Origin of the sequence: Pseudoalteromonas sp. SCSIO 43095, from assembly GCF_023650455.1 — a bacterium.
Classification (GTDB): domain Bacteria; phylum Pseudomonadota; class Gammaproteobacteria; order Enterobacterales; family Alteromonadaceae; genus Pseudoalteromonas; species Pseudoalteromonas tetraodonis.
Window position 1 is genome coordinate 1,072,403 of sequence record NZ_CP087995.1, and the last position, 25,676, is coordinate 1,098,078.

At 39.7% G+C, this 25,676-nt stretch carries 26 protein-coding genes; 21 read left to right on the forward strand and 5 right to left on the reverse strand.

All coding sequences use genetic code 11. The features are described 5' to 3' along the window. Positions 1 to 15: 15 nt before the first annotated feature. Positions 16 to 903, reverse strand: a complete 888-nt coding sequence (locus LOC50_RS05185) for a LysR family transcriptional regulator (RefSeq protein WP_036982291.1) — start codon at positions 901 to 903, stop codon at positions 16 to 18. 959 nt (positions 904 to 1,862) lie between these two features. Beyond that, a complete protein-coding gene (locus LOC50_RS05190; protein ID WP_250653738.1) occupies positions 1,863 to 4,232 on the reverse strand; it encodes a bifunctional diguanylate cyclase/phosphodiesterase in 2,370 nt (789 codons plus the stop codon). Between the two features lie 203 nt (positions 4,233 to 4,435). Here LOC50_RS05190 and pyrC point away from each other — a divergent pair, with 203 nt between their 5' ends. The 9 genes from pyrC (at position 4,436) to LOC50_RS05235 (ending at position 13,026) form a co-directional block, all read left to right on the forward strand. Further along, positions 4,436 to 5,476: a dihydroorotase gene (pyrC, locus tag LOC50_RS05195; protein ID WP_250653739.1), complete on the forward strand. Its 1,041-nt coding sequence runs from the start codon at positions 4,436 to 4,438 to the stop codon at positions 5,474 to 5,476. Positions 5,477 to 5,896: 420 nt separating this feature from the next. Beyond that, positions 5,897 to 6,100, forward strand: coding sequence for a cold-shock protein (locus tag LOC50_RS05200; protein ID WP_036982297.1), 204 nt, complete (start codon positions 5,897 to 5,899; stop codon positions 6,098 to 6,100). Between the two features lie 851 nt (positions 6,101 to 6,951). After that, entirely contained in the window at positions 6,952 to 7,722 is a 771-nt protein-coding gene (locus tag LOC50_RS05205) for a DUF3450 domain-containing protein (protein WP_250653740.1), read from the forward strand. Positions 7,723 to 7,728: 6 nt separating this feature from the next. Further along, the gene (locus tag LOC50_RS05210) at positions 7,729 to 9,093 is read left to right on the forward strand and encodes a MotA/TolQ/ExbB proton channel family protein (RefSeq protein ID WP_248532063.1); all 1,365 of its coding nucleotides are present in this window, start codon (positions 7,729 to 7,731) and stop codon (positions 9,091 to 9,093) included. Next, positions 9,093 to 9,617, forward strand: coding sequence for a MotA/TolQ/ExbB proton channel family protein (locus tag LOC50_RS05215; protein WP_036982306.1), 525 nt, complete (start codon positions 9,093 to 9,095; stop codon positions 9,615 to 9,617). Before LOC50_RS05210 ends, LOC50_RS05215 begins: the two co-directional genes overlap by 1 nt. Positions 9,618 to 9,631: 14 nt before the next feature. Then, entirely contained in the window at positions 9,632 to 10,036 is a 405-nt protein-coding gene (locus tag LOC50_RS05220) for an ExbD/TolR family protein (protein WP_006792384.1), read from the forward strand. Continuing rightward, positions 10,036 to 10,650 carry an energy transducer TonB gene (locus LOC50_RS05225; protein WP_036982309.1) on the forward strand — a complete coding sequence of 205 codons (615 nt, stop codon included), beginning with the start codon at positions 10,036 to 10,038 and terminating at the stop codon, positions 10,648 to 10,650. The genes LOC50_RS05220 and LOC50_RS05225 overlap by 1 nt, the downstream gene beginning before the upstream one ends. A gap of 11 nt (positions 10,651 to 10,661) precedes the next feature. Then, the gene (locus LOC50_RS05230) at positions 10,662 to 11,921 is read left to right on the forward strand and encodes a tetratricopeptide repeat protein (protein WP_069439632.1); all 1,260 of its coding nucleotides are present in this window, start codon (positions 10,662 to 10,664) and stop codon (positions 11,919 to 11,921) included. 61 nt (positions 11,922 to 11,982) lie between these two features. Beyond that, positions 11,983 to 13,026 (forward strand): DUF885 domain-containing protein, encoded by a 1,044-nt coding sequence (locus LOC50_RS05235; RefSeq protein WP_250653741.1) that lies wholly within the window; start codon positions 11,983 to 11,985, stop codon positions 13,024 to 13,026. Between the two features lie 14 nt (positions 13,027 to 13,040). On the opposite strand, the gene LOC50_RS05240 is transcribed toward LOC50_RS05235, so the two are convergent. Both LOC50_RS05240 and LOC50_RS05245 read right to left on the reverse strand, forming a co-directional pair. Further along, positions 13,041 to 13,367 carry a TraR/DksA family transcriptional regulator gene (locus tag LOC50_RS05240; protein ID WP_036982316.1) on the reverse strand — a complete coding sequence of 109 codons (327 nt, stop codon included), beginning with the start codon at positions 13,365 to 13,367 and terminating at the stop codon, positions 13,041 to 13,043. Between the two features lie 59 nt (positions 13,368 to 13,426). After that, positions 13,427 to 14,407, reverse strand: coding sequence for a tRNA-dihydrouridine synthase (locus LOC50_RS05245; RefSeq protein ID WP_138627245.1), 981 nt, complete (start codon positions 14,405 to 14,407; stop codon positions 13,427 to 13,429). Positions 14,408 to 14,595: 188 nt separating this feature from the next. On the opposite strand from LOC50_RS05245, the gene LOC50_RS05250 reads away from it, so the two are divergent. The 12 genes from LOC50_RS05250 to adk all read left to right on the forward strand — a co-directional run bounded on the left by LOC50_RS05250 (position 14,596) and on the right by adk (position 24,850). Next, a complete protein-coding gene (locus LOC50_RS05250; protein WP_250653742.1) occupies positions 14,596 to 15,015 on the forward strand; it encodes an HvfA family oxazolone/thioamide-modified RiPP metallophore in 420 nt (139 codons plus the stop codon). 68 nt (positions 15,016 to 15,083) lie between these two features. Next, positions 15,084 to 15,941 carry an HvfB family MNIO-type RiPP peptide maturase gene (locus LOC50_RS05255; RefSeq protein WP_250653743.1) on the forward strand — a complete coding sequence of 286 codons (858 nt, stop codon included), beginning with the start codon at positions 15,084 to 15,086 and terminating at the stop codon, positions 15,939 to 15,941. Between the two features lie 54 nt (positions 15,942 to 15,995). Beyond that, positions 15,996 to 16,748 (forward strand): HvfC family RiPP maturation protein, encoded by a 753-nt coding sequence (locus LOC50_RS05260; protein ID WP_250653744.1) that lies wholly within the window; start codon positions 15,996 to 15,998, stop codon positions 16,746 to 16,748. A gap of 72 nt (positions 16,749 to 16,820) precedes the next feature. Beyond that, entirely contained in the window at positions 16,821 to 16,943 is a 123-nt protein-coding gene (locus LOC50_RS17355) for a hypothetical protein (RefSeq protein ID WP_255314607.1), read from the forward strand. A 161-nt stretch (positions 16,944 to 17,104) separates the two neighbouring features. After that, positions 17,105 to 17,650 (forward strand): adenine phosphoribosyltransferase, encoded by a 546-nt coding sequence (gene apt, locus LOC50_RS05265; protein ID WP_013465193.1) that lies wholly within the window; start codon positions 17,105 to 17,107, stop codon positions 17,648 to 17,650. A gap of 3 nt (positions 17,651 to 17,653) precedes the next feature. Further along, positions 17,654 to 19,312 (forward strand): DNA polymerase III subunit gamma/tau, encoded by a 1,659-nt coding sequence (gene dnaX, locus LOC50_RS05270; RefSeq protein ID WP_502934579.1) that lies wholly within the window; start codon positions 17,654 to 17,656, stop codon positions 19,310 to 19,312. A 94-nt stretch (positions 19,313 to 19,406) separates the two neighbouring features. After that, entirely contained in the window at positions 19,407 to 19,988 is a 582-nt protein-coding gene (locus LOC50_RS17580; protein ID WP_502934580.1) for a DNA polymerase III subunit gamma/tau C-terminal domain-containing protein, read from the forward strand. 60 nt (positions 19,989 to 20,048) lie between these two features. After that, the gene (locus tag LOC50_RS05275; RefSeq protein WP_013465191.1) at positions 20,049 to 20,375 is read left to right on the forward strand and encodes a YbaB/EbfC family nucleoid-associated protein; all 327 of its coding nucleotides are present in this window, start codon (positions 20,049 to 20,051) and stop codon (positions 20,373 to 20,375) included. Between the two features lie 6 nt (positions 20,376 to 20,381). Further along, positions 20,382 to 20,990 carry a recombination mediator RecR gene (recR, locus tag LOC50_RS05280; RefSeq protein WP_036982332.1) on the forward strand — a complete coding sequence of 203 codons (609 nt, stop codon included), beginning with the start codon at positions 20,382 to 20,384 and terminating at the stop codon, positions 20,988 to 20,990. A 104-nt stretch (positions 20,991 to 21,094) separates the two neighbouring features. Continuing rightward, on the forward strand, positions 21,095 to 21,808 hold the full coding sequence (locus tag LOC50_RS05285; protein WP_250653745.1) for an RluA family pseudouridine synthase: 714 nt from the start codon (positions 21,095 to 21,097) through the stop codon (positions 21,806 to 21,808). 121 nt (positions 21,809 to 21,929) lie between these two features. Further along, on the forward strand, positions 21,930 to 23,843 hold the full coding sequence (htpG, locus tag LOC50_RS05290; RefSeq protein ID WP_036982337.1) for a molecular chaperone HtpG: 1,914 nt from the start codon (positions 21,930 to 21,932) through the stop codon (positions 23,841 to 23,843). Positions 23,844 to 24,205: 362 nt separating this feature from the next. Further along, positions 24,206 to 24,850 carry an adenylate kinase gene (gene adk, locus LOC50_RS05295; protein ID WP_138764327.1) on the forward strand — a complete coding sequence of 215 codons (645 nt, stop codon included), beginning with the start codon at positions 24,206 to 24,208 and terminating at the stop codon, positions 24,848 to 24,850. A gap of 72 nt (positions 24,851 to 24,922) precedes the next feature. Here adk and tpx read toward each other — a convergent pair whose 3' ends face one another. Then, positions 24,923 to 25,504 (reverse strand): thiol peroxidase, encoded by a 582-nt coding sequence (gene tpx / locus LOC50_RS05300; protein WP_036982343.1) that lies wholly within the window; start codon positions 25,502 to 25,504, stop codon positions 24,923 to 24,925. Between the last annotated feature and the right edge of the window lie 172 nt (positions 25,505 to 25,676).

Here is a 25,676-nt window from a genome sequence, read left to right on the forward strand (position 1 = left end):
TCATAAGTTTAAGGTTTATCGACCGTTATTTAATTTACAGGTGTTTAAAAAGTGACGATAAACTGGATTATCTTTCATATCTTTTTTCATCGCTAAGTACATAGGACGAGTTAAACCAAGCGCGCCCAGTGGAATTGACTTAATTAACCCTTGGCTTTCATACGGGGTTACTAACCAATCGGGTAAGGCGGCCACACCCATACCTGCACTAACTAATTGAAATATAAGTAAACCTTGATCAACCGTTTTTAGCGTGCCGTCAAAACGCGCATTTTGGATGAAATGCTTAAATATATCCTGGCGCTCACGCGGAATAGGGTAAGAAATAATAGTTTCGCTTTTCAAATCAAGCGCAGTTACATAGGCTTTTTTCGCTAAGTCGTGATCTGGTGCCACAATCAGTTTCAGCTTAAAGTCAAACAAATGGGCGTATTCAAGTTTGTCAGGGTCGCGAATATCTGATGTAAGCACGAGATCTAATTCATCATTTAATAAGTCTGGGATAGCGTCGTAACTAAAGCCACGCTCGTAATCAATTTTTATATCAGGCCAAAAGTTATTAAATTCTTTAATGGTAGGCAATAACCAATGAAAACAGGCATGACATTCAACGCTTAAACGCAGCTGCGAAATAGGCTGATTTAGACTTTCTTTGAGTCGGCACTTGGTGGCTTCTAATTTAGGTAATATGTCGTGTGCTAATTCAAGTAATAACATACCTTGAGGTGTAAATCGGACTGGTTGAGTTTTACGCTCAAACAACTGGCAGTCTAATTTGTTTTCTAAATCTTTGATTTGATGTGATAAAGCTGACTGAGTTAAAAATAGTTCGCGGGCTGTATTGACGAGAGAGCCCGTTTCCTTAAGGGTAGCAATTGTTTTTAAGTGTTTAATGTCAATCATCTTTAATAAATCTCATAGATATGGTGAGTATAGCTCAGATTCATTACATACTACGCCTTTACAAAAACCGTTTCAACGTCTGGACGGCTATAAAATTGCACTTTAGTGTGTTTTTTATTGCGAATATTAAGTTTTTTAACTTTGCCGAGTCAAATAGTGTTTAATTTTTTATATGTTGTTGAATTTGTCTCATGTTTATTTGAGTTTTTTATTAATGATTTTTGTCCTGGTAACAGATAACTTTATTGTTATGTAACTCTCTAAAATAAGTAGGTTATAGCGCGACATTAATATTTAACCTGAACTCTGGATAATAAATCTATCTCAAGCAGCTATTTACAGCGCTAACTACGTTGAATTTACTTGCAATAGACGCGCTATTGACGCGTAATTTCGCCTTGTTTTCACTGGAAATCTCTGGCTAGAGAAAATAAATATAAATATCAATTTTGATTCAATACGTTAGTAAATCTCTTAACCAAAGTTCAGGTTATTTAGATGTTTCATAGCGAGGTTAAAATGTTAATTAAAATTTACGGCGAAGGGTTTGGCAGGCAAAAGCTCAGTAAACGCAACTCGGATTCAAAGGATACACGATTGAAAAAAGCAGCGAATGCAGGGATTTAATGATTAGCCGCTACTCATTGGCGCACATTAATACTAATTCGTATACGTCTTTAAATAATATAACGTATTAAAGCATTCTCTAATGGCGTTAAAGATTTTACTGAGAACAATGTGACATAAAACTAATTATAAGGTTTTCTACTGGTTAAATAGACCCTTACTTAAGTAAGTAGTTATAAGGCAGAGTGTAAAAAGCTGTAAAGTGACGTCGCATGAGTTAGTGTTGGCAAAATAAGTCATATAGCATTCAACAGAACAGCCAGCTAATGGGCTGGCAAAAGCGTGTAAGAAATTACTGTGATTTTTAAAAGCCAGCAACCCTGGCTTATTAATTAAAGAGGGCTATGTATTAGTAAAATAGCTTCTTTTGCTGTAACAGGTTTAGACTTTAAAAAGCCTTGGCCATAATCACATTGGGTTTTTTGCAAAATAGCGAGTTGTTCAGGGCTTTCTATCCCTTCTGCTATAACAATAAGATCTAATGAAATGGCTAAGGTTAAAATAGCATCAATCAATGGATTGGCCGTGGTTTTTAAATTATCGATAAAGCTTTTATCAATTTTAAGGACATGAATAGGCAGTTGATGCAAGTAACCAAGGGCAGAGTAACCGGTGCCAAAGTCATCTAAACAGAGCAATACTTTTAAAGGCGACAATCCTTGAATAATTTGTGTTGCTAACTCTAAGTTTTCAATCAATCCCGATTCGGTTATTTCTAGACATAATGAGCCTAAAGGTAGTTGATGTTTTTTGTAGATCGCGTGAAGCTGATCTACAAACTCTAAACTTGCGAAGTGGCGAGATGAAACATTAACCGTAACGCGTAAAAAACGATGCCCTTGTTGTTGCCATAAAGCGATATGCTGTGCTGCAAGGTCGAGCAAATGCAAATCTAAATTAATAATCTGCCCCGTTTTTTCTGCAATGGGGATAAAGTCACCTGGCGATACAAACCCTTTTCGTGGGTGATGCCAACGTACTAAAGCTTCAAACCCCATAACGTCACTGCTAGTAATGTTAAAAATAGGCTGAAAATACAGTTCAAACTCATTATGCTCAATACCGTGTTGTAAATCATTTTCAAGGTCGGCATGTGTTTTTAACTTGTTACGCATGACATTATTAAAAAACTTAACTTGGCCACGCCCTGATGATTTTGCTTCGTACATAGCCGCGTCTGATTGCTGTAATAAAACAAATGCTTCATCGTTTACATTATCGCTAAATGCAATGCCAATACTGGTAGAGGGTTGCAGTAAATGACCATCAATATCAATGGGATCTGACAGGGCGGTTTTTATTCGAGCGAGGGCATCGTTTACTTGGTCATGATGACTGAGATTTTCCATAAAAATAGCAAACTCATCGCCACCTAAGCGAGAAAAGGTATCAGTATTGCGAATGGTTTGAGTAATCAATTTACAAATAGCAATTAAAAAATAGTCACCTACTTCATGGCCTAACGAATCATTAATACTTTTGAAGCGATCGAAATCAAGGTAGAGCAGAGCATGAAAAGTACCTTTTTTTGCACGATTCAAGCGTAAAATTGCATGCTTCATTCTTTCTATTAGTAACGAACGATTGGCAAGCCCTGTTAGTTCATCATGCAGTGCTTTGTGCTCGAGTTCTTGGCGGGCTAAATGCCTGTCTATAACCATACTTATTTGTCGGCTCACATACGTCAACAGCGAGCTATCATGTTCGTTGTAGTAATGTTGCTTGTCATAGCTTTGTACGACAATAACGCCACTCATGCGCTCATTAACTTTATATGGCACACCAAGCCAAGAGTCTGCTAGTTCACCGACCAATTTAAAGTGGCCTTGCTCTATATAGTGTCGGTATTGCTCTTTATTAAGCAGTAAAGGGCGCTCGTTAATTAATAAATAGTAAGAGGCTGTTTCTTTTAACTGATCTTTTGAAATAATTTTATGCGTGTTTGTTTGTACACCGCCTTCAACGGTATAGACAAAATCTAGAACATCTTCTTTTTTATCATACAAAGCAATAAAAAAGTTACTTGCATTAAGAAGGCTATCAATAATCACATGCAGCGATTTAAAAAAGGTATCTAAATTTTGTGCTTTATAGGTTAAGTTAGCTATTTGCAATAGGCTACTTTCTAATTTTTGCGCATTATTAAGTTGCCGAACGGTATCTTGCAAGCTGTTGACGGTATTCACTTGATTTATTTTTGCGCTTAGTAAGTGGGCAACGGTAGTTAAAATTTCTAAATGTGAACTGGTAAAGTAATTTTTTATTGGGTGTTCACAGTCAATTACGCCGAGTACTTTATCTTTATATATTAAAGGCACACACAGCTCTGATTGTGCAGGGCGCTCATCAGCAATGTAGCGGCTGTCTTTAGTTACATCGCCTATTATTAACGCTTGCCCAGTTGATGCAGCATAGCCCGTTATCCCCTCATTAAAGCGGATTAACTTTCGTTCTGACTGGTAACTAGTGTGTTCGCTTTCAATACCCATAGACGCCACTTGATTTAGCGTAGATTGGCTGTCATCGGCTAAATAAATCACGCAGTCGACAAATCCAAGTCGATTAACAACTTGTGTAGTGACATAACTAAAGAGCGCTTCTAACGTATTCAGTTGCAATAAACTTGAGGAGAACTGATTGATTATACTCAATTGATCCGTTTTAGTTTCGAGCGCTTTAGTAGTATCGATAATGTTCGACATAGGCAACGAAGGTAGGCCTTATAATTATTAAAGGTACATACGTTAACCTAATATTAACCTTTCTACAAAATAAAACGACAAATGAGAAGCGTGAAGTGTAAAGTTTACTTTATATATAGTATCTAAGGATTATTTTTAATAAGGTCTTTACTCGAAAACCCCATATGCCTATGATCAGTTAACTTAAGCATTAGGATTTTACGATGACGAGCAAAATGACAACTTTAACGATTACTAGACCCGATGATTGGCATGTACATTTACGCGACGGGGATCAGCTAAAAGATACAGTACGTGATATCAGTCGTTATATGGGCCGCGCGATCATTATGCCAAACCTAGTACCGCCAGCCACGTGTACTGAAACCGCATTATCGTACCGAGAGCGCATTATGGCAGCGAAACCTCAAGGGCAGTTTGAGCCACTAATGGTACTTTATCTTACTGATAAAACGACACCAGAAGAGATAAAAAAGGCAAAAGCAACGGGTAAAATATTTGCAGCTAAATTGTACCCAGCGGGTGCAACCACAAATTCAGATTCTGGCGTAACATCGGTTAAAAATATTTATCCGGTGTTAAAAGCAATGCAAGAAGTTGGCATGCTGTTACTCGTCCACGGTGAAGTAACCGACTCGTCTATTGATATATTTGACCGTGAAAAAGTGTTTTTAGAGACTATTCTAGGCGATGTTGTCGCTGACTTCCCTGAGCTTAAAATTGTTCTTGAGCACATAACAACGAAAGATGCAGTCGAGTTTGTAAAAAGTGCCTCTGATAACGTAGCAGCTACAATTACTGCGCATCATTTACTATATAACCGTAACCATATGTTAGCAGGGGGCATTCGCCCACATTATTATTGCTTACCTATATTAAAGCGAAACATTCATCAGCAAGCACTTATGGCGGCTGCAACGAGTGGCAATAAAAAATTCTTTTTAGGCACTGATTCAGCGCCACATTATAAAGATAAAAAAGAAGCTGCATGCGGTTGTGCAGGTGCTTACACTGCACATGCTGCTATTGAACTTTATACTGAAGCTTTTGAAGAGGCTGATGCGCTTGATAAGTTAGAGGGCTTTGCAAGCCATTTTGGTCCAGATTTTTATGGCTTAGCGCGTAATACCGACACTATTACCTTAGAAAAATCGCCTTGGACAGTGCCGGCAAGCTACTCGCTAGGTGACTCTGAAGTAGTACCAATCAAAGCCGAGAGCGTTATCGACTGGCAAGTTAAATAGTTAATATTTAAACACTAAACTCTAAACCACCTTAAATTCAAGGTGGTTTTTTATTTTAAGTAGCTAAAAAATATACTGATAAAAACTATTTTAAAGCAATTGTAATCTGTTTATAAAAAATACAATGTTTTGTTTGTTATTTTCTATAAAAATTAAAAGGTTAGACCGTAGTTAGTAAAACAATGAAACTTCAAAAATAAATCCTAAATAATAGAGCTAAAAAAATTTTAATGTGTTAATCTTAATTTGCTTTGAGTTTTTGCGTATTGAATTACGGTATTGTGCTGCGTTTAAGGTTACCGGTTTGGTTATTACTTCTTCCTGTACTATCACCTCCAGTTTTTTGGGCATTGACTCAGGGAGGATATTGCCATAATTATATGGCTGAATTTTAATTATTGACTTACAGGAAAATTTAGTATGTCGGTTACTGGTAAAGTAAAATTTTTCAACGAAGCTAAAGGCTTTGGTTTCATTGAACAAGAAAATGGTCCTGACGTGTTTGTACATTTCAGCGCAATCGCTGGTTCTGGTTTTCGCACTCTTAGCGAAGGTCAAGCAGTGACTTTCAGCATCAAGCAAGGTCAAAAAGGCCCTGAAGCTGAGAACGTAGAAGTAGCATAATTTATTATGTGAACCTAAGTTCATCGTGGTGAAACACTAACCTGTTTCACCATAATTATAATTATCAACTCTATTTTTAATCTCTCTTTATTGCCTTTCATTTCTGATATCCATTATTTATATTTTTAACTCCGATATACCAAATTAAACGTAAACCTTTATGCGCAACTCCGTAGTTGGCCAATGATCGCCTAGCGATTTAAATTTAGTCTACTGCTTGATATGAGTTTAATGATATTGAGTTCATAAAAGTGTGTAAGATTGATATTTCTCCATGGAAAAATATAAAAAATCGGCAGGATATTAATGATCAGTAGAAACAAAAAAACACAGGTGTTAATAAAAATGATTCTTTGTAATCTATTTCCCCTCCTTTGTATTGCTTTTTAGATAATCGGCACGTCCTTATTACTATGCGACGAATGCGCGAATAATAACGATTAGCTGTATTTTTAGCTTAAAAAGTCTCAAAAACCACTAAAAAAGAATATTCGGGAGAGAATATAAGCTTATTTTTAATTTTTTTTCAGCCACGATTAAGTTAATTTTAAATGTTATATTTTTGTTTACTTTAACTAGGTGGTTTATCATTATTCTTACTATATCTGGCTTTGCTGAAATTGCATTTGTCACGTTGGTTACGATAATGTTAATTTTTTTGTGTGAGCCCTTTAAATATCTTACAAACAAGCTGATTTATTTATAGGTTATGCGAAACATGAAGTTGACATGACTTAATGCATTTAGCATTATTGGTAAGTTGATATCTATTAAAAGATATCAGGGTTGTCTTCCCCTTACGGGTTGATAATTAAATTATAAAAGTAACATTACTTAATTGGTTGGGAACTATGTCTGTTAAAATCAGAAAGAGTCTTGTAGCAACTGCGTTGGCTGGCGCTTTTGCATTTGCAAGCAGCAATGTGATTGCAGATCCTTTGAATGACGTGCAAAAAGCAGGTCAAACAATTCAAAAGGCTGCGGTTAAGTCTCAAACTAAAATTGACAATGTATATGGTCAAACTCAGGAGCTAATCGCTGAGTACCGTAGCATCGTTGATGAGACTGAACTTATGAAAGTGTACAACGATCACGTAGCACGTTTGGTCGCAGACCAAAACGCGTCTATCGCATCGTTCGATCGTCAAATCGCGACTATCGATAACACTAAACAAAACGTTGTGCCTTTGATGTATCGCATGATCGATACGCTTGAGCAATTCATCAAAGCGGACGTTCCATTTAACCTTGAAACTCGTCTTGGACGTGTTGAAAGATTACGTGAGATCATGGCATCTGCATCTGTAACAACGTCTGAGAAGTTCCGTCAGGTACTTGAAGCGTACACTGTTGAAACAGCATACAGTTCAGCTGTAACTGCTTCTCAAGGTACTTTAGATGTTGATGGTCGTAGCATTAACGTAGATATTGGTCGTTTAGGTCGTATCACTTATGTTGCGCAATCATTCGATCTAAAACACGCTTGGGTGTGGGATAACAACACTAAACAGTGGAAAGAATTAGGTGAAGAATACCTAAAACCTGTTAAAGAAGTGATCCGTATGGCGCGTAAGCAAGCCACACTAGAACTTGTTAAACTACCAATTTTTGGCGCGGAGTAATCAATAATGAAGAAACTATTTAAAGGTTTTGCTGTTGCAGCAGTACTGTCTGTTTCTGCCGGTACCGCGCTTAATGCACATGCAAATACTGATGCTTTAGATAAAATTCTTGAGCAAGTAAAGCAAGAGCGTATTTCTGAAGGGAAAATCAATAAGCAACGTGAACAAGAGTTCTTATCAGATCGTGCTGATAAGCAAGCGTTACTTAACAAAGCGAAAAGCCAATTAGCTGCTGAAAAAGCACGTGGTGATCGTCTTAGCAAAGAATATGCACAAAACGAAAATACTTTAGCGGAAAAAGAGCAAGCTCTTCAAAACGCGCAAGGTACGTTAGGTGAAATGTTTGGTGTTGTTCGTCGTGCAGCAGCTGACGCGATTGGTTCAATCGAAGCATCTTTAGTAAGTGCTGAAAAACCAGGTCGTGCTGAAGTACTTCGTTCATTAGCTGCGGCTAAAGAACTTCCAACAGTTCGTGAGTTAGAAGAACTTTGGATTTCACTTCAAACAGAAATGACTGAGTCAGCTAAAGTTTCAACGTTTGAAACTGAAGTTGCAGGTCTTGACGGTAACCCGTCAATGAAAAAAGTAACACGTATCGGTAACTTCAACTTAGTTACAGACGATGGCTACTTAATCTACTCACCAGAGACTAAGTCTATACAGCCTCTAGGTAAGCAACCTGACAGCTATATCTTAAAAGGTATTTCTGATCTAGAAGGTACTTCAGCTGATAACTACGCTGGCGTATACGTGGATCCTACACGTGGTGCAATTTTGCGTATCAACACGCAGAAGAAGTCTCTTATGGAGTACTACGAGCAAGGTGCTGAAGTTGGTTACATCATCACCTTATTGCTTGCTGTAGGTCTTTTAATCTTCTTAGTACGTTTCGTTGATTTAGCGCTTACTACTTCTAAGATCAAAGCTCAGCTTAAGAACTTGTCTACACCGAATACAAACAACCCATTGGGTCGTATTCTTAAAGTGTACTCTGACAACAAAAATCAAGATGTTGAAAACCTTGAGCTTAAACTTGATGAAGCGATTCTACGTGAAACGCCACGCATCGAAGCGGGTATTAACATCATCAAGATCCTTGCTGCTATCGCACCATTACTAGGTCTACTAGGTACAGTAATCGGTATGATCCTAACGTTCCAAACAATCACATTGTTCGGTACGGGCGATCCGAAGATCATGGCTGGTAACATCTCTCTAGCACTTGTAACTACAGCGCTAGGTCTTATTGCAGCTCTACCACTTATCCTACTTCACTCTATTGTTGCAAGTCGTAGTAAGTCGGTATTACATATCCTTGATGAGCAAAGCGCGGGTATCATCGCGACTCACGCGGAGAAGGAGAAAGCCTAATGCTAGTCCTGATGGAGATATGGGAATCTATCAGGGATTTTGTTGGCACAGGCGGCCAGGTATTATACGTGGTCGCGATAGCACTCTTTCTTATGTGGGTTTTAATGATTGAGCGCTATTGGTTCCTACTTGCTGAATTTCCTCGTTTAACGAAGGAAATAGTAGCCAAGTGGGATGCCCGCCAAGACACTACGTCTTGGTACGCACACAGAATCCGTGAAGCATGGATTTCTGAAGCGTCTGAAAAATTAGATCAGCGTATGTTGTTGATTAAAACATTAGTAGCTGTATGTCCTTTAATAGGCTTACTTGGTACTGTTACGGGTATGATCGCGGTTTTTGAAACCATGGCAACCCAAGGTACAGGTAATGCACGTTTAATGGCATCAGGCATATCAATGGCAACAATCCCAACAATGGCTGGAATGGTTGCGGCACTATCTGGGGTATTCTTTAGCTCACGCCTTGAGGCAAGAGCGAGAATGGTGAAAGCCAAGCTTATAGATAGTATGCCTCATCACTAGAGAGAGAATTAAATATGGCACGTAAACAACGTTTTCGTGAAGAAGAAGAAGCAGCGGTAGATATGACGCCAATGCTTGACATCGTATTTATCATGCTTATTTTCTTTATCGTAACTACATCGTTCGTTAAAGAGGCTGGTATCGAGGTCAATAAACCAAAAGCTGCCCAAGCTACGAAGCAAAAAAATGCTAACATTTTTATTGCAATTCGCAGTGACGGTGCAATCTGGATTGATAAACAGCAAGTTGATGTTGAACGTGTTTCAGCAAAAATCGAAAGTTTATTAGCAGAACAACCTACTGATGTTGTAATTTTGCAAGCTGATAAAGAAGCAAAACACGGCACAGTGGTTAAAGTGATGGACCAGATTAAAGCGACGGGTGATAACCTGAGAATTTCAATAGCTGGAGATCAGTAATGATTCGTTTTCTGTTTTCACTGATTGCAGGTGGGGCAGTTACTTTCGGCTTGTTCTACTTCATGGCATACCTCATCTCTGGTGGGGCTGACCGTAATACGGAACAAAAAGAGCAGATCATAGTCGAAATTATGACGAATCCGCCTGAATCTAAGGTGCAGGAGAGGAAGCGTGTACCGCCTCCGCCTCCGCCACCGCCAAAGCAGCCGCCTAAACCGCAGCCGCCACAGCCGGAAAATAGCAACCCAAGTACGAGCTTGTCGTTTAATATGCCAAGTATCGATGTGGGAAGCACGGCCGGTGGACTAAGTGGTCCAGGTGCATTTGGACGAGATGGTGATGCGACACCTATCGTTCGTATTGAACCAAAATATCCAACACAAGCAGCACGTGATGGTAAAGAAGGTTGGGTTCAACTTTCGTTCACAATTGATGAGTTAGGTGGCGTGATTGACGTTGAAGTTATCGACGCAGAACCAAAACGTATCTTTGACCGTGAAGCTAAACGTGCATTGCGTAAGTGGAAATACCGTCCTAAGATAATTGACGGGAAACCACAAAAGCAAGTTGGTTTACAAGTTCAACTAGACTTTAAACTTAACCAAGGCAACTAAGGAGGCGAGTAATGAGAAATTTTTCTAAAGTAACTGCACTTGCAATTCTTATGTCTGTGTCAGGTGCATCATTAACTGCACCTGTTTTAGCGGCGCCAGATTACGCAAAGATTGAAGAGCGTAAGAAAGCAAAAACTAAAATCATGGGCGAACGTACTGGTAAAAAAGTAATTAAAGCGTTCGATTTGTATAACGAAGATGATGTTGATGGTGCAATAGCGTTATTGAAAGAGTTAGATCCGTCTAATGACTTTGATAAAGCAACTGTTAATCGTTACTTAGGCAGCATGTACGCTCAAAAAGAGCAATACAAAGTTGCAATTAAGTATATGAAAGCAGCGATTGCACCGGATGTATTGAACTTTGCTGATCAGGCTCAAGGTTTAAAAACCTTGGGCGATATGTATGCGGGTACTGAACAATACAGTGCTGCCAAGCAAGCATATTCTGATTGGATGGACTTCACAGGTGAAGAGGACCCGAAAGTTTACACTCGTATTGCGCAAGCAAGCTATGAGCTTAAACAATTTGATCAGGTCCTTGAACCGGCAAACAAAGCAATTGAGTTAGCTGAAGAGCCAAATAAAGCTCCTTATCAACTTAAATTAGCTGCCTATTTTGAGAAAAAGCAATATCAAGATATGGTTAAAGTTGCAGAAGAAATTGTTCGTGTATGGCCTGAAGACAAAAAATCTTGGGTAGGCTTAGGTAAGTATTATTTACAAACCGAAGACTACCAAAAAGGTCTAGCAACTATGGAAGTTGCATACAAGAATGGTTACTTCGAAAACGAAGTTGAATACAAAGTACTAGCTAACTTTTATTCTTTAAACGAAATTCCTTACAAAGCAGCAGTAACGCTTGAAAAGGCTGTTAAAGAAGAGAAAGTAAAACGCACTAAGCAAAATATTAGCGCGATTGCTAGTAACTACCATCGTTCGAAAGATATAGAGAAAGCTGCTAAGTATTACGAAGAAGCTGCTAAATTTGATGACGACGCTGAGCTCTACCGCAAAGCAGGTTCATTACTTTTACAATCTGAAAAATTCAGCGCTGCTGTTGTTCGTTTGAACAAAGCATTAGAGCTTGGCTCTGATAAAAAAGGCACTATTTATTCAGATTTAGCTGAAGCGTTTTACTACCAAGGTAAGTATAAGCAAGCTTATGCTGCTATTACTAAAGCCATGGACGACCCAAGCACACGTAGGTTTGCTAAAGGTTGGGCTACATATATTAAAGATAAAGCCGCTCGCAACGGTGTTAAAATTTAGTATTTAATGTACTCTAGTATTTTTAAAAAGCCCCAATGGGGCTTTTTTTATTGGAATTGACATGAAAAAAACGCCTATTATTTCACTGCTATTTTGTTTGCTTTTAACGTCTTGCTCTAAGCCTACGGATATATTTTCATCTTATGAAGAAGCGCAAAGCGCGTTAATATCACTTAATACGGCTTTAAGTGCGCAGCCTAATTCACAGGTTACACAGCTCAGTAATGAGCAGCTCCCTTTTACAGGTGCTTATTTAGAGCGTCGCCACGCTATTTATCAGCAGCTAATGCAAATGCAGTTATCAGCAGAGCAAACCAATCAGGTTAATTATTTAGTTATTGCTGAGCGATTCCCAGAGCGCTATTTTGCATGGCCTGCACAAACAAATGTTTTGGCTATTATGCTCACTATGGCGAAAAATGATGCCCAATATAAAAATATTGAGCAATGGTTAAGGTTTGTAAAATCTCAGCTAGAAGCTGCCGAGCAAAGTAATTTAAAGCTAAATAAAGTTGAACATAGTTATTTAAGAAAGTACGTGCAACAAGCCATAAATCGCACTAACACACCGGTTGAACTTAATGCAGCGTTGAGTGAGTTAGACAATTATTTGGCGCACTATAAGCCAAGAGGCAGCATTGGTTTATCAGGCCTTGCTAATGGCAGTCAGTGGTATCAAAGTAAATTAAATTATTTTGCAAATGCTGTGCTCTCACCGCTTGAGTGGCTAAGTCGTATTGATAGCAAATTCAAATCAATGCAGAGTCAAAAACAGCAAACAACGGTAAAAGCCTCAAATGCCTCACAGCTTACCACATTACTTTTAACTGATTCGAAAATAGCGGGTTTAGACTGGTTAACGGGTTATACGCTATTACCTCTGAGGGCTAACGCTTTACAATTAGAACCAGCCGATGAACTGCTCTATATGGCTATGATGGAGACTGATCTAGGGGTGCATTATCACGCTTGGACATTGTCACAAGCACGCTTAAATTTACTTAAACGATTAAACATAAGTGAAGAGGAAGCGACTTTATTAGTTGAAGATATTCTTTTTTATCCAGGACAAGCGTTTAGTTTTGCTCCACAACTACTTAATTAAACTTTAGTGCGCTATTAACTAGCGCACTGATCACATCGCTGCGCTGCAGGGTCTTGCTCTAAGCGCTGCGCTGATATTTTTTCCTCACAGTCACAACAGTAACCATACTGGCCAATGTCAATTTGGCTTATTGCCGCTTCAAGCTTATTCATACGCTCAATCAAGGGGTTGTACTCGGTGCCTAATTGCTGAGCTGCCATATCAAGCCACTCTTCATTTGAGGTACGAGTTAGTATACAAAGCAAATTTTGATGTGTAGGGTGAGTCGATTGTGACAGCAAGCCTAATATAGTCGCTTTAACACTTTCAATTTCATCGTTTAGTCGTTGCTGATGATGCATTAGCAGTATAACCCTTAAATTAGTCCTCAGTGATATTGCTATTATCTAGTTAGATTATCTTAGATGTTATGATTTGTATCAAATTGTGGCGCTTTCGCATACTTTTTTAATACCTCTGCCACTTCATCTTTGGCTTTTAAACGACGTATTTCGTCAAATAATAGTCCTGCTTGTGGGTACTGACGTTTTAAATAACCAAGCCATTGTTTTGTGCGTGAGGCAAAGTACTTGGTATCTTTACTGGCGGTTTGGTGCATGGATGAGTAAATAATATGGTGTAAAATATTTTCCCATGTTAACTCACTATAATCTTCATTATTAATATGAGCTTTAATTTTACGAGCTAAATCAGGATGTGAAAGGGCGCCACGGCCAATCATTAAGTCAGTGCAACCGCTGCGCTTTTGGCATAAAAGGGCATCTTCTACCTGCCAAATCTCCCCATTGGCGACCACCGCAATTTGTTTATCTTTAACTAGAGGAGGGATTTTTTCCCAATAGGCAGGCGGGTTATAGCCATCGCGTTTAGTTCGCGCATGAATGGCGATACTGCTCGCACCAGCGCTAACAACGGCATCGACAATTTCTTGGCTATTACTATCATCATCAAAACCTAAGCGAATTTTAGCACTTACCTCATTTTCACTGCTTACGGCATCTCTTACAGTTTTAATTATTGAATACATATGCTCAGGGTCTTTGAGTAAAACAGCGCCCCCTTTGCTTTTATTCACCGTTTTTGCCGGGCAGCCAAAGTTTAAGTCAACACCATGAGAGCCCAAACTAACCGCTTTTACTGCATTTGCAGCAAGGGTGTCAGGCACTTGGCCCAATAACTGAATTCGAACTGGCGTGCCACATCGAGTTAGCCCAGCATTTTTTAGTTCAGGGCAATAGCGGTGAAATACTTTATCAGGCAAGCAAGTATCTACAACGCGAATAAATTCAGTCACACAAAGATCAAAGCCACCTATGTCGGTAAGCAGTTGGCGCATTTTAAAGTCAACGACACCTTCCATAGGTGCTAAAACAAGTTTCATAGTGTGATTAATTTATTACTGAAAAAGAGCGCCAGTTTACCTGTAAATCATAAATTGATAAAACGCTTATTAGGGTTCATAGTTAGTTTACTAAGTTATTTTAGAAAAAATAGATAATGTGAAAGTTTTTAGTTTTATGCAGGTCTACTTGTATAATGATATCTGACAAGTTTAGAAGGTAATAAAAGATGAATACTATAAAGAAAAACTCAATTGCATTAACACTCGGTGCAGTGGTTGTTGGCAGTGCAAGTATGGCCAGTGCAGATGTACAAGCCAACCCATTTGAATTTCAGCAAATGGTTGCTGGTTACCAGTTAGACGCAGGTGAAGGTAAGTGCGGCGAAGGCAAATGCGGCGAAGCTAAAACCAAAAAAGAAGGTAAGTGCGGCGAAGGTAAATGCGGTGAAGCTAAGGCCAAAAAAGAAGGTAAGTGCGGCGAAGGTAAATGCGGTGAAGCTAAAACCAAAAAAGAAGGGAAGTTTGGCGAAGGTAAATGCGGCGAAGCTAAGGCCAAAAAAGAAGGTAAGTGTGGCGAAGGTAAATGCGGCGAAGCTAAAGCCAAAAAAGAAGGCAAATGCGGCGAAGGTAAATGCGGTGGTCACTAAACTTTTCTTTTAATTACGTTAAGCTATAGGGCCTATTAGGCCCTTTTTATTTAATATGAGGTATTATTATGGCCCACATTCCAACACCTGACTTTGGCATGGTTGGCTTAGGCCTACGCAGGGAAATGCTAGGTGAGCTAGACGGTGCTGCACCAAAACAAATTGAGTTTATGGAAGTGGCCCCTGAAAACTGGTTAAAGTTAGGTGGGCGCTTTGAAAAGCAGTTTAAACAGTTAACCAATACTAATCACTTTGTTTGCCATGGTTTGTCACTTTCCATTGGCTCGCCTGAGCCACTAGACCTTGAATTTGTAAAGTCGTTAAAACCGTTTTTTGATACTCATAATATTAAAGTATACAGCGAGCATTTAAGTTATTGTTCAGGAAAAGGACACATGTATGACTTAATGCCAATTCCTTTTACTGAAGAAGCGATTAAACATGTCGTTTCTCGGGTTAAACAGGTGCAAGATATTTTAGAACGCCCGCTTGCGCTGGAAAATGTGTCTTATTATGGCGCGCCTGGAAAACAGTTAACTGAGCTTGAATTTACAAACGCTATTTTAGAACAGGCTGATTGCCAGTTACTACTAGATGTAAATAATATTTATGTTAATTCAGTTAATCATGGCTACGATGCACATGCCTTTTTAGCTGCATTGCCAGCTAACCGAATTGCTTATGCCCATGTTGCAGGGCATTACAACGAAGCCGAGGACTTGATTATAGATACTCATGGCGCCGATGTTATTGATCCGGTATGGCAGTTGCTCGATAGCGCTTATGAAACGCATGGTGTATTTCCGACGCTGTTAGAGCGGGACTTTAATATTCCACCTATTAACGTGCTAATTGAAGAGCTGGATATAATTCATCAATTACAAGCAAAGCACCTGCAGCTGTTATCCACTGAGCAAAGTGCTTAAACAGTCTTATGCAGCTAGTAATAACAACAGCATGGTTTTAAAAGAGTATTAACTATGAGTTTTATCGATATTCAAAATGAGTTTATGGCTCATATTCGCCAGCCCAATACGAACCCTTGCCCAGCAGATGTTGAAGACAGACGTATGGCTATTTATCGGGAGCTTTTTTTTAATAACATCAATGGGTTTGTATCATCAGCATTTCCGGTATTAAAAACACTTTACACTGAGCAACAATGGCAGTTACGTGTTCGTGAATTTTTTAGTGAACACGATTGTCAGTCGCCTTACTTTTTAGATATTGCTGAAGAGTTTATAACGTACTTAATGACAAGTTATGTGCCCAAAGAGTGTGACCCTGTGTTTATGCTAGCGCTGGCACATTATGAATGGATTGAGCTTGATGTATCGGTAACTCAGGCTGACTTGAATGAGAGCGAACTGGTAACGAATCAATTAACCCAAAGCCCTTTATATTTATCTAAAACGGCACGTAACTTAAGCTATGAATTCCCCGTGCAACATATTAGCGAAGCGTTTCAACCACAACAGCCCTCAGAGCAGCCTCATTATTTTGTGGTGTACAGAGATAAAGATGATGAAGTGCAATTTTTATCAACTAATGCGATGACCGCCATGCTGTTGACTATTATTGACAATAACGCAGGAAGCACATTTGCGCATGTTTGCCAGCAAGTCAGTGAAAATGCACCTCAATTTAGCCTTGAGCAAATAACTCAAGGCGCATTAAGTACCTTAACGGCTATGGCACAGCGTCAAATTATAGTGACAAAAAATCAAGATTAAGCTCTTTATAGATTATTTCACATCGTCTATTATAACGCCTTTATTTGTTGTGCTTAATAAAAGGTTGTACCGATGTCAGATGATAAAGAGTTTAAAGACCCGTTTAATGCGGCTTACTTTTTTGCATTTTTAGCCGTGTTTGCTGGAATAGGGTGTTTAAATGCTATTTTAGGTTGGATCACCAGCTTGACGTAATTTTTGCTTTATTTCATAAGGCTGTTGTTTTCATCAGCCTTATATTTTTTTATCTTGTTTATCCTTCCTGAATTTTTATAACTACCGCAAACTCGCAATTTACGCTCACTTAAGGTTATAATCACCTGCTTTGTAATATGAACCATTGAGCAGTTAAAATTATGACTCAAGTAACACCAGCAATTATCAAAAACAGCATTACTACAATTGCTGATTACCCTAAAGCGGGCATTATGTTTCGCGATGTAACAACCCTAATGGCAAACCCTGAAGCGTTTAAAGCAACCATAGATGCATTTATTAACGCCTATAAAGATCAAGGTTTTACTAAAATTATTGGCACAGAATCGCGTGGCTTTATTTTTGGTGCACCGCTATCTTATGCCTTGGGAATTCCTTTTATCCCTGTTCGCAAACCTGGTAAATTACCGCGCGAAGTTATTCGCCAAGATTACCAACTCGAATATGGTGAAGATACATTAGAGCTTCATACTGATGCAATTGTAGCCGGTGACAAAGTATTGCTAGTTGATGACTTGTTGGCGACCGGTGGTACAATTGAAGCAACAGCCAAGTTGGTTGCAAAATTAGGCGGCAACGCCACAGATGCAGCATTCGTTGTATCGTTACCTGAACTAGGTGGGGAGCAGCGTGTTGAAAAAATGGGTATTAAAATCCTAAAATTGGTTGAATTCGAAGGCGAATAATCGATGAGTTATCAGGTTCTAGCGAGAAAATGGCGTCCTCAAACCTTTCATGAATTGGTTGGGCAGTCTCATGTTAAACAAGCGCTGGTTAATGCGCTGAATCAAAATAGACTGCATCACGCTTATTTATTCACTGGAACCCGTGGTGTTGGTAAAACGACCATTGCGCGTATTTTTGCTAAAAGCTTAAATTGTGATGAGGGCATTTCTGCCACACCATGTGGTCAATGTAGTAGCTGTGTTGATATAGAAGCAGGGCGCTACATTGATTTACTCGAAATAGATGCGGCCTCACGCACAAAAGTTGAAGATACTCGCGAAATACTCGATAACGTTCAATATGCGCCAACCCGCGGACGCTATAAAGTGTACTTAATTGATGAAGTACACATGTTGTCAAAGCACAGCTTTAATGCCTTATTAAAAACGCTCGAAGAGCCACCTGAGCATGTAAAGTTTTTACTGGCGACCACCGATCCACAAAAATTACCGGTAACTATTTTATCGCGCTGCTTACAGTTTAATTTAAATGCCTTGTCGCAAGCTGAAATTAAGCAACAGCTTGAGCATGTTCTTACGCAAGAGCAGCTCAATTTTGATAATAATGCCCTAAGCATTATTGCTAAAGCAGCCGATGGCAGTATGCGAGATGCGCTGAGCCTGACCGATCAGGCTATTGCTCAAACAAATGGCGATATTAATAATCAAGCTGTTCAAGCCATGCTTGGTTTAATGGATACCCATTATAGTCAGAGTTTACTCGCTGCATTACTCGCGCAGGATGGCGCAGCCTTAATGGCTGAAGTTGCCCAAGTCGCGAGCAGAAATCCGAATTACATTGCACTACTTGATGACTTAATTGCACTTACGCATATTATTCAATTAAGCCAATTAGTGCCTGAAGCGGCAGCACTTGATAGCAATAATGCTGACTACATTAAGCATGTTGCAGCGCACACTCATGCTCAGCAAATTCAAGTGTATTATCAGTTATTACTGAATGGCAAAAAAGATTTACAGTGGGCGCCTGAGCCACGCTTAGGGTTTGAGATGATTATGCTACGATTGTTAGCATTTCAACCTGAGCAGTCACAAACAACGCATTCAGCGCCTAGCTCGCAACCCGCGCCAGAGCAAAATGCCGCAGGGCGTACCAATGCATTGCGTGATATTTTAAATAAAAATAAACCAGCGCAGAGCAATAGCACTGAAAGTCAGCCATCAATACATAATGCACAGCCAATAGAGGCCGCTGAGCCTGAGGTTTCGCGCTCTGATAATAGCCTGACTCACATTGAGCAAGAGTCAACACAAAGTCAGCCAAACGTGTCTGATACAACGCCAATTAGCGATGAACAAGCGCAGCGTCAAAGCGAAGATGATGCCTACATGCAGCACAGCGATGTAGAACAAACCATTGCAGCTCAATACGATGATGTAATGAGTAGCGCGGTTGATCAAGGATTTAATCCTGATCTATCAAACGCACCTAGTAGCACTGAGCATTCAGCGCCAACAATGGGCGAGCAAGAAGCACGTGCACAGTCTGCAATAGCGCGTATTTTACGTGACAGAAATATTTCCGGTGCGGGTAAACTGTCAAGCGCAGCAACCGATAAACCTGTTGTGCCAAAATCGACCCCTGCTAGGGCCCGTCGATAAACCTATTAGAAATACACCTCAAACTGTAGCGCAGGAGCCGCCTCCATGGGATAGTGAGACGGGTGATGAGTTACCAAAAAAGCCAGCGCTCCCCATGTCAGGGAGCAAGCCACAGGTAAGCACTAAACCTGCAAATAAAGTTGACTTTAAAGCGAAGCACCAAACAATTACCGAAAATCTTGCACCTGAGCTTTTAGAGCAAATTAATCCGCAAAAACCGGCTCCTGCTGTTGAACAAGCACCAAGTATTCCGGTACCGGATGATTTTCAAAGCCCCATCAGTGAAATTAGATTTGCCCATCAACAAGATGAATGGGCTTATTTAATTAAGCGAATGGGGCTTGGCGGGCGTATGCGCCAGTTTGCCTTGCATTCAATTTTTACCAAGCAAGATAATCATTTTCATATTGAAGTGGATGAATCGCAAAAGCATTTAGATACGCCTATGCTGCGCCAAAAGTTAAATGTGGCGTTATCTGCTATTTATGGGCATAACGTTGAGCTAAATATCGACTTTGCCAGTGGGGTGATTGACTCGCCTTATCTGATTCAACAAAAAATTGATGCAGGTCGTCACCAGCAAGCGATTGATGTGATCACAAGCGATGAAAATATAGTACAATTTCAACAGCTATTTAGCGCTGAAATTGACGAAAACAGTATTCAGGCATTGTAATTAACTATCAGTGCCCTTATTTATATTTCAGTTAATGTATTAAAAGAAAGAGAGACGATTATGTTTAAAGGTGGAATGGGTAACATGATGAAGCAAGCGCAGCAAATGCAAGAGCGCATGCAAAAAGCCCAAGAAGAAATCGCAACAATGGAAGTCGTTGGTGAAGCTGGTGCAGGTTTAGTTAAAGTAACCATGCTTGGTAACCACAACGTGCGCCGTGTTGAGCTTGATGAGAGCTTAATGGAAGACGACAAAGACATGATTGAAGATTTATTAGCTGCAGCATGTAACGACGCTGTGCGCCGTGTTGCCGATGAAACGCAAGAGCGCATGGGCAAAGTAACAGGCGGTATGCAATTACCACCTGGTATGAAAATGCCGTTCTAAGCAACTATGCAACTTTCAGATAGTTTAACATCGCTTATTGAAGCACTGCGTTGTCAGCCCGGCATTGGTCCGAAGTCTGCTCAGCGTATTGCGTTTCATTTGTTAGAGCGCGACCGTAAAGGCGGTGCTCAACTTGGTAATGCCCTGACTAAAGCAATGAATGCTGTAGGTCATTGCCAATCGTGCCGCACATTTACCGAGCAAGCGCATTGTGATATTTGCTTAAGCACTAAACGCCAAGACAGTGGTATTTTATGTGTTGTTGAATCACCAACGGATGTACTCGCCATTGAGCAAACAGGTCAATACAAAGGGCTTTACTTTGTATTAATGGGGCATTTATCACCGATTGATGGCATAGGGCCTAAAGAAATTGGCCTTGATGTACTTGAGCAAAAGCTCGCGCAAGGCGGTATTAATGAAGTCATTTTAGCCACAAATCCTTCGGTTGAAGGCGAAACAACGGCGCATTATATTGCTCAGCTTTGCCACAAAAACAATGTGGGTGCATCGCGTATTGCTCATGGTATTCCTGTTGGTGGTGAGCTTGATTTAGTCGATGGAATGACGCTTATGCATGCATTTAGTGGTCGGCGCTTAGTCAGCCATGAATAGTTTATTTTAAGCTTAACTATTTGAACTTATTTTAAAAGCCTACATACATCTTGTAGGCTTTTTTATTGCCTTTGATGCAATATAAATAACAACTTAAGGATGGTATGGCTGCAATAACTCAAAGTGCTAATGTGATTGTTGATGACTTTATCGCACCTGTTTGCCATGAACACACAGAAATCATTTATCAAGATGATGATATTTTGTTGATCAATAAACCTAGCGGTTTGTTGAGTTTATCGGGTAAAAGCCCTCTTAACTGGGATTCGGTTCACTATAGGCTTGTTAATGGTCAACAAGGCGTTACCGCAGCGTTTCCTAAAGCCATATTACCCCACCGTTTAGATTTGGGTACCTCCGGAGTGATGGTGGTAGCACTTAACGCGCAAGCAGCTAAAGCACTGAATCTGCAATTTCAATACCGAAGTGTTAAAAAACAATACCGCGCAATGCTCTCAGGGTTGGTTGCTGTGTCTCAAGGAGTGATTACTGCGCCTATAGCAAAAGATAAAATGCTATTTCCGAAAGTGAAAATTTGCCACCACAGCGGCAAACCCGCGCAAACCGAATTTAAAGTGGTTAAACGTTTTCACAAAGAGCAAAAAACCTTAGTCGAATTTACTCCTATAACTGGACGCACTCATCAACTTAGGATACATAGCCTAACGTTTGGCCACCCTATACTAGGGTGTGATTTATATACAAATGATTGCAGTGAGCAGAGAACTCAACGGTTATTATTACATGCCAGCGACTTATTTTTTGTGCATCCACGCACTGATAAGCTAATGCACGGGCATGCCGCAACGCCTTTTTAGTTGATTAAGCCTTTTAAAGTGTCTTTGAATGGGGTTTTTTATATTTTTTTACTTGAAGTTCTCACACCTCCCCCCATATTAAGTGCATAACGCAGACACTTTGCAAATTGGAGATACATAAATGACTGCAGCACAAAAAGAAACATTAGGCTTTCAAACAGAAGTAAAACAATTATTAAACTTAATGATTCATTCGCTTTATTCTAATAAAGAAATATTTTTACGTGAGCTTGTATCAAATGCATCTGATGCAGCCGATAAATTACGCTTTTTAGCGTTATCAAACGGCGACTTATATCAAGGTGATGCTGATTTACGTGTACGTATTAGTGCTGATAAAGAAGCGAATACGGTAACCATTTCTGATAATGGTATTGGTATGACACGTGATGAAGTGATCAGCTCTTTAGGTACAATTGCAAAGTCGGGTACCGCAGAATTTTTCAAAAACTTAACGGGCGACCAAAGCAAAGATTCACAACTTATTGGTCAATTTGGTGTGGGCTTTTACTCAGCGTTTATTGTGGCTGATGAAGTGACAGTGCGTACCCGTAAAGCAGGGGAGACAACAGCTGTAGAGTGGCAGTCAAAAGGTGAAGGTGAATACACGCTGCAAGAAATTGAAAAACAAGGCCGTGGTACAGATATTATTCTACACCTACGTGAAGAAGAAAAAGAGTACGCAGACGAATGGCGCCTTCGTAGTATCGTGACTAAATACTCTGATCATATTTCTACACCAGTACAAATGTACAAAGCAGAAGTACCAGAGTCTGAAGGCGAAAACGGTGAGAAAATTCCAGCAGTTCCTGGTGAGTGGGAAAGCATTAACCGTGCTACGGCATTGTGGACGCGTGATAAGTCTGAAATCTCTGAAGATGAATACAAAGAATTTTACAAACATGTAAGCCATGACTGGGAAGATCCACTTAGTTGGGGGCATAACAAAGTTGAAGGTAAAACTGAATACACCAGTTTGTTATACATTCCGAAAAAAGCGCCGTTTGATTTATGGAACCGTGAGCGCCAAAGTGGCTTAAAATTATACGTGCAACGTGTATTTATTATGGATGATGCTGAGCAGTTTATGCCAAGCTACCTGCGTTTCGTTAAAGGTTTATTAGATTCAAATGATTTACCACTGAACGTATCGCGTGAAATACTTCAAGATAACAAAGTGACCCAAGCTATCCGTAAGGGGTGTACGTCGCGTATTATTAAAATGCTTGAGCGTATGGCGAAAAACAAAGCCGATGATTACCAAACGTTTTGGAATGAATTTGGTCAAGTAATGAAAGAAGGCCCAGCAGAAGATGCGGCTAACAAAGAGAGCATTGCTAAGCTGTTACGTTTTGCTTCAACGCATACCGATTCAGACACTCAAGATGTATCGCTTGAACAATACATTGAGCGTATGAAAGACAGCCAAGATAAAATTTACTATGTTGTTGCTGACTCATTTATTGCAGCTAAAAACTCACCGCATTTAGAAATTTTCCGCAAAAAAGGCATTGAAGTTTTACTACTAAGTGACCGTGTTGATGAGTGGATGATGAGCCACTTAACTGAATTTGCAGACAAGCAATTTCAATCAATTACTCGCGGCGATTTAGATTTAGGTGACTTAGACGACGAAGAAACGAAAAAAGCACAAGAAGAGTCTGAAAAAGAAGTTGCAGGCCTTATTGAGCGTATTAAAACCGCATTAGGTGATGATGTTAAAGAAGTACGCTTTACACATCGTTTAACCGATTCGCCAGCCTGTGTGGTGAGCGACGACAACGACATGAGCTCGCAAATGCAAAAGCTGATGGAGTCAGTAGGTCAAGCAGTGCCAGAAGCTAAACCTGTGTTTGAGCTAAACCCTGAACACCAGATTGTTAAGCATTTAAATGATGAGCAAGACGAAGATAAATTTGCGCAGTGGTCACATGTATTGCTAGATCAAGCATTACTAGCTGAGCGCGGTACGCTTAAAGATCCAACTGGATTTGTCACTCGCTTAAATAAACTTATGCTTGATTTGAGCAAATAAGTATTAAAAATCAATGATTGAGTAAAAAGGGAACGTTTGTTCCCTTTTTTATGCGCTGGAGCATAGAGTTTATTGATTTGTAAAGGTTAAATTTTCTGCATAGGCGCTGCCCGAAAGGGTCTGTCTGCCTACATGGGGGGGTGGCAAATGGCGTGAGCAGGACGCAGAAGCTTTGCTCGATTTTTACACAGCCTACTAGGTTGCAAACCTTGTGCCGCTATTAAAGTGCCCCTGGTTTGCACAAATATTAATCCGCAAAGGCCAACAGACTCTAGACAATTAGTATAAGTTACTTGAGTATCTGCGGCGCTTGTGGAAGAATTCAGACTTTAAAATAAACTCTCATATTAGGGGACAATGATATGCGCATTATTCTTTTGGGCGCGCCGGGTGCAGGTAAAGGTACTCAAGCTCAGTTTTTAATGGATAGATACGGTATTCCACAAATTTCTACCGGTGATATGCTACGAGCTGCAATTAAAGAGGGCACACCACTTGGCCTTGAAGCAAAAAAAGTAATGGACGCAGGTCAGTTAATTTCTGATGACATCATCATTGGCCTTGTTAAAGAGCGCATTGCAAAACCTGATTGTGAGAAAGGCTTTTTACTTGATGGCTTCCCACGTACCATCCCACAAGCTGATGCAATGAAAGACAATGGCGTTGTCGTTGATCATGTTATTGAGTTTGATGTTGCTGATGAAGTAATTGTTGAGCGTATGGGTGGCCGTCGTGTTCATCCTGGTTCTGGTCGTGTTTATCATGTTGTTTACAATCCACCAAAAGAGGAAGGTAAAGACAACGAAACAGGCGAAGAGCTTATTATCCGTGCGGATGACACAGAAGAGACAGTTCGTAAACGCTTAGGCATTTACCATGAGCAAACAATGCCACTGGTTGACTACTATCAAGCAGAAGCGCAAGCAGGTAATACGCAGTACCATAAATTAGACGGTACTCAAGCGGTTGAAGCTCTAAGCAAGCAACTAGCTGAGCTTTTAGGTTAATTTTTATCTAAAATTAAAGCATAATTAAAAAAACCGCTTTATAGCGGTTTTTTATTATCTGAAATTTGACCTTTAAAGCGTTTTAAGCTTTTCAATAACGCTATCGTATTCAGGCTCGGTTGATAAGCTACTAACTAATTGTTTATATATAACTTTATGGCTTTTATCGAGAATAAAAACAGCGCGAGTAAGTAACCCCATATCTTTAATTATTAACCCATACTTTTGGCCAAAATCACGCCATACAGAATCAGAAAGTGTCGTAACTTTATCGATATTTTCTGCTTTGCAAAAACGTTTTTGTGCAAAAGGTAGGTCGGCACTAATCGTCAACATGGCTACGCTAGGAAACTGTTGCGCTACTTTTTCATTAAAATGTTTTGTTTGCAGGCTACAAATACCAGTATCTAAGCTTGGTACTACGCTGATCAATATAGCCTGTCCTTGGTAATTTTCTAATGTAATGGCAGTAAAGCTGTCGTCGACCACTTTAAAATTTGGCGCATCAGCACCGACTTTAAGGCCTTGGCCTAGTAACGTAACAGGTTTACCTTGCGCTGTTACTTTTCCTGCATCTAAGGTGTTTTCAGGTAACTCTGATGCAAAACTAGTGCAACAAAACAGGCTTAATGCAAAGGCTAATGAACGACGCATGGATTTTTTCCTTTTAAGAATTAACGTAATAGTGGTGAGTGTATTATACAGTGATGGAGTTACCAAGCAGAATAATTGACGCGTTTATTTTTCCCTAAAATTGTAAATAAGCAATACTTTGATTAATATGTATATATAATAAATAGGTAATGATTAATAATATCGGTGCCTT

Coding starts and splice junctions, on each gene's coding strand:
- LOC50_RS05185 (WP_036982291.1), bottom strand. CDS start 903: ATGATTGACATTAAACACTTAAAAACAATTGCTACCCTTAAGGAAACG.
- LOC50_RS05190 (WP_250653738.1), bottom strand. CDS start 4,232: ATGTCGAACATTATCGATACTACTAAAGCGCTCGAAACTAAAACGGAT.
- pyrC (WP_250653739.1), top strand. CDS start 4,436: ATGACGAGCAAAATGACAACTTTAACGATTACTAGACCCGATGATTGG.
- LOC50_RS05200 (WP_036982297.1), top strand. CDS start 5,897: ATGTCGGTTACTGGTAAAGTAAAATTTTTCAACGAAGCTAAAGGCTTT.
- LOC50_RS05205 (WP_250653740.1), top strand. CDS start 6,952: ATGTCTGTTAAAATCAGAAAGAGTCTTGTAGCAACTGCGTTGGCTGGC.
- LOC50_RS05210 (WP_248532063.1), top strand. CDS start 7,729: ATGAAGAAACTATTTAAAGGTTTTGCTGTTGCAGCAGTACTGTCTGTT.
- LOC50_RS05215 (WP_036982306.1), top strand. CDS start 9,093: ATGCTAGTCCTGATGGAGATATGGGAATCTATCAGGGATTTTGTTGGC.
- LOC50_RS05220 (WP_006792384.1), top strand. CDS start 9,632: ATGGCACGTAAACAACGTTTTCGTGAAGAAGAAGAAGCAGCGGTAGAT.
- LOC50_RS05225 (WP_036982309.1), top strand. CDS start 10,036: ATGATTCGTTTTCTGTTTTCACTGATTGCAGGTGGGGCAGTTACTTTC.
- LOC50_RS05230 (WP_069439632.1), top strand. CDS start 10,662: ATGAGAAATTTTTCTAAAGTAACTGCACTTGCAATTCTTATGTCTGTG.
- LOC50_RS05235 (WP_250653741.1), top strand. CDS start 11,983: ATGAAAAAAACGCCTATTATTTCACTGCTATTTTGTTTGCTTTTAACG.
- LOC50_RS05240 (WP_036982316.1), bottom strand. CDS start 13,367: ATGCATCATCAGCAACGACTAAACGATGAAATTGAAAGTGTTAAAGCG.
- LOC50_RS05245 (WP_138627245.1), bottom strand. CDS start 14,407: ATGAAACTTGTTTTAGCACCTATGGAAGGTGTCGTTGACTTTAAAATG.
- LOC50_RS05250 (WP_250653742.1), top strand. CDS start 14,596: ATGAATACTATAAAGAAAAACTCAATTGCATTAACACTCGGTGCAGTG.
- LOC50_RS05255 (WP_250653743.1), top strand. CDS start 15,084: ATGGCCCACATTCCAACACCTGACTTTGGCATGGTTGGCTTAGGCCTA.
- LOC50_RS05260 (WP_250653744.1), top strand. CDS start 15,996: ATGAGTTTTATCGATATTCAAAATGAGTTTATGGCTCATATTCGCCAG.
- LOC50_RS17355 (WP_255314607.1), top strand. CDS start 16,821: ATGTCAGATGATAAAGAGTTTAAAGACCCGTTTAATGCGGCTTACTTT.
- apt (WP_013465193.1), top strand. CDS start 17,105: ATGACTCAAGTAACACCAGCAATTATCAAAAACAGCATTACTACAATT.
- dnaX (WP_502934579.1), top strand. CDS start 17,654: ATGAGTTATCAGGTTCTAGCGAGAAAATGGCGTCCTCAAACCTTTCAT.
- LOC50_RS17580 (WP_502934580.1), top strand. CDS start 19,407: ATGTCAGGGAGCAAGCCACAGGTAAGCACTAAACCTGCAAATAAAGTT.
- LOC50_RS05275 (WP_013465191.1), top strand. CDS start 20,049: ATGTTTAAAGGTGGAATGGGTAACATGATGAAGCAAGCGCAGCAAATG.
- recR (WP_036982332.1), top strand. CDS start 20,382: ATGCAACTTTCAGATAGTTTAACATCGCTTATTGAAGCACTGCGTTGT.
- LOC50_RS05285 (WP_250653745.1), top strand. CDS start 21,095: ATGGCTGCAATAACTCAAAGTGCTAATGTGATTGTTGATGACTTTATC.
- htpG (WP_036982337.1), top strand. CDS start 21,930: ATGACTGCAGCACAAAAAGAAACATTAGGCTTTCAAACAGAAGTAAAA.
- adk (WP_138764327.1), top strand. CDS start 24,206: ATGCGCATTATTCTTTTGGGCGCGCCGGGTGCAGGTAAAGGTACTCAA.
- tpx (WP_036982343.1), bottom strand. CDS start 25,504: ATGCGTCGTTCATTAGCCTTTGCATTAAGCCTGTTTTGTTGCACTAGT.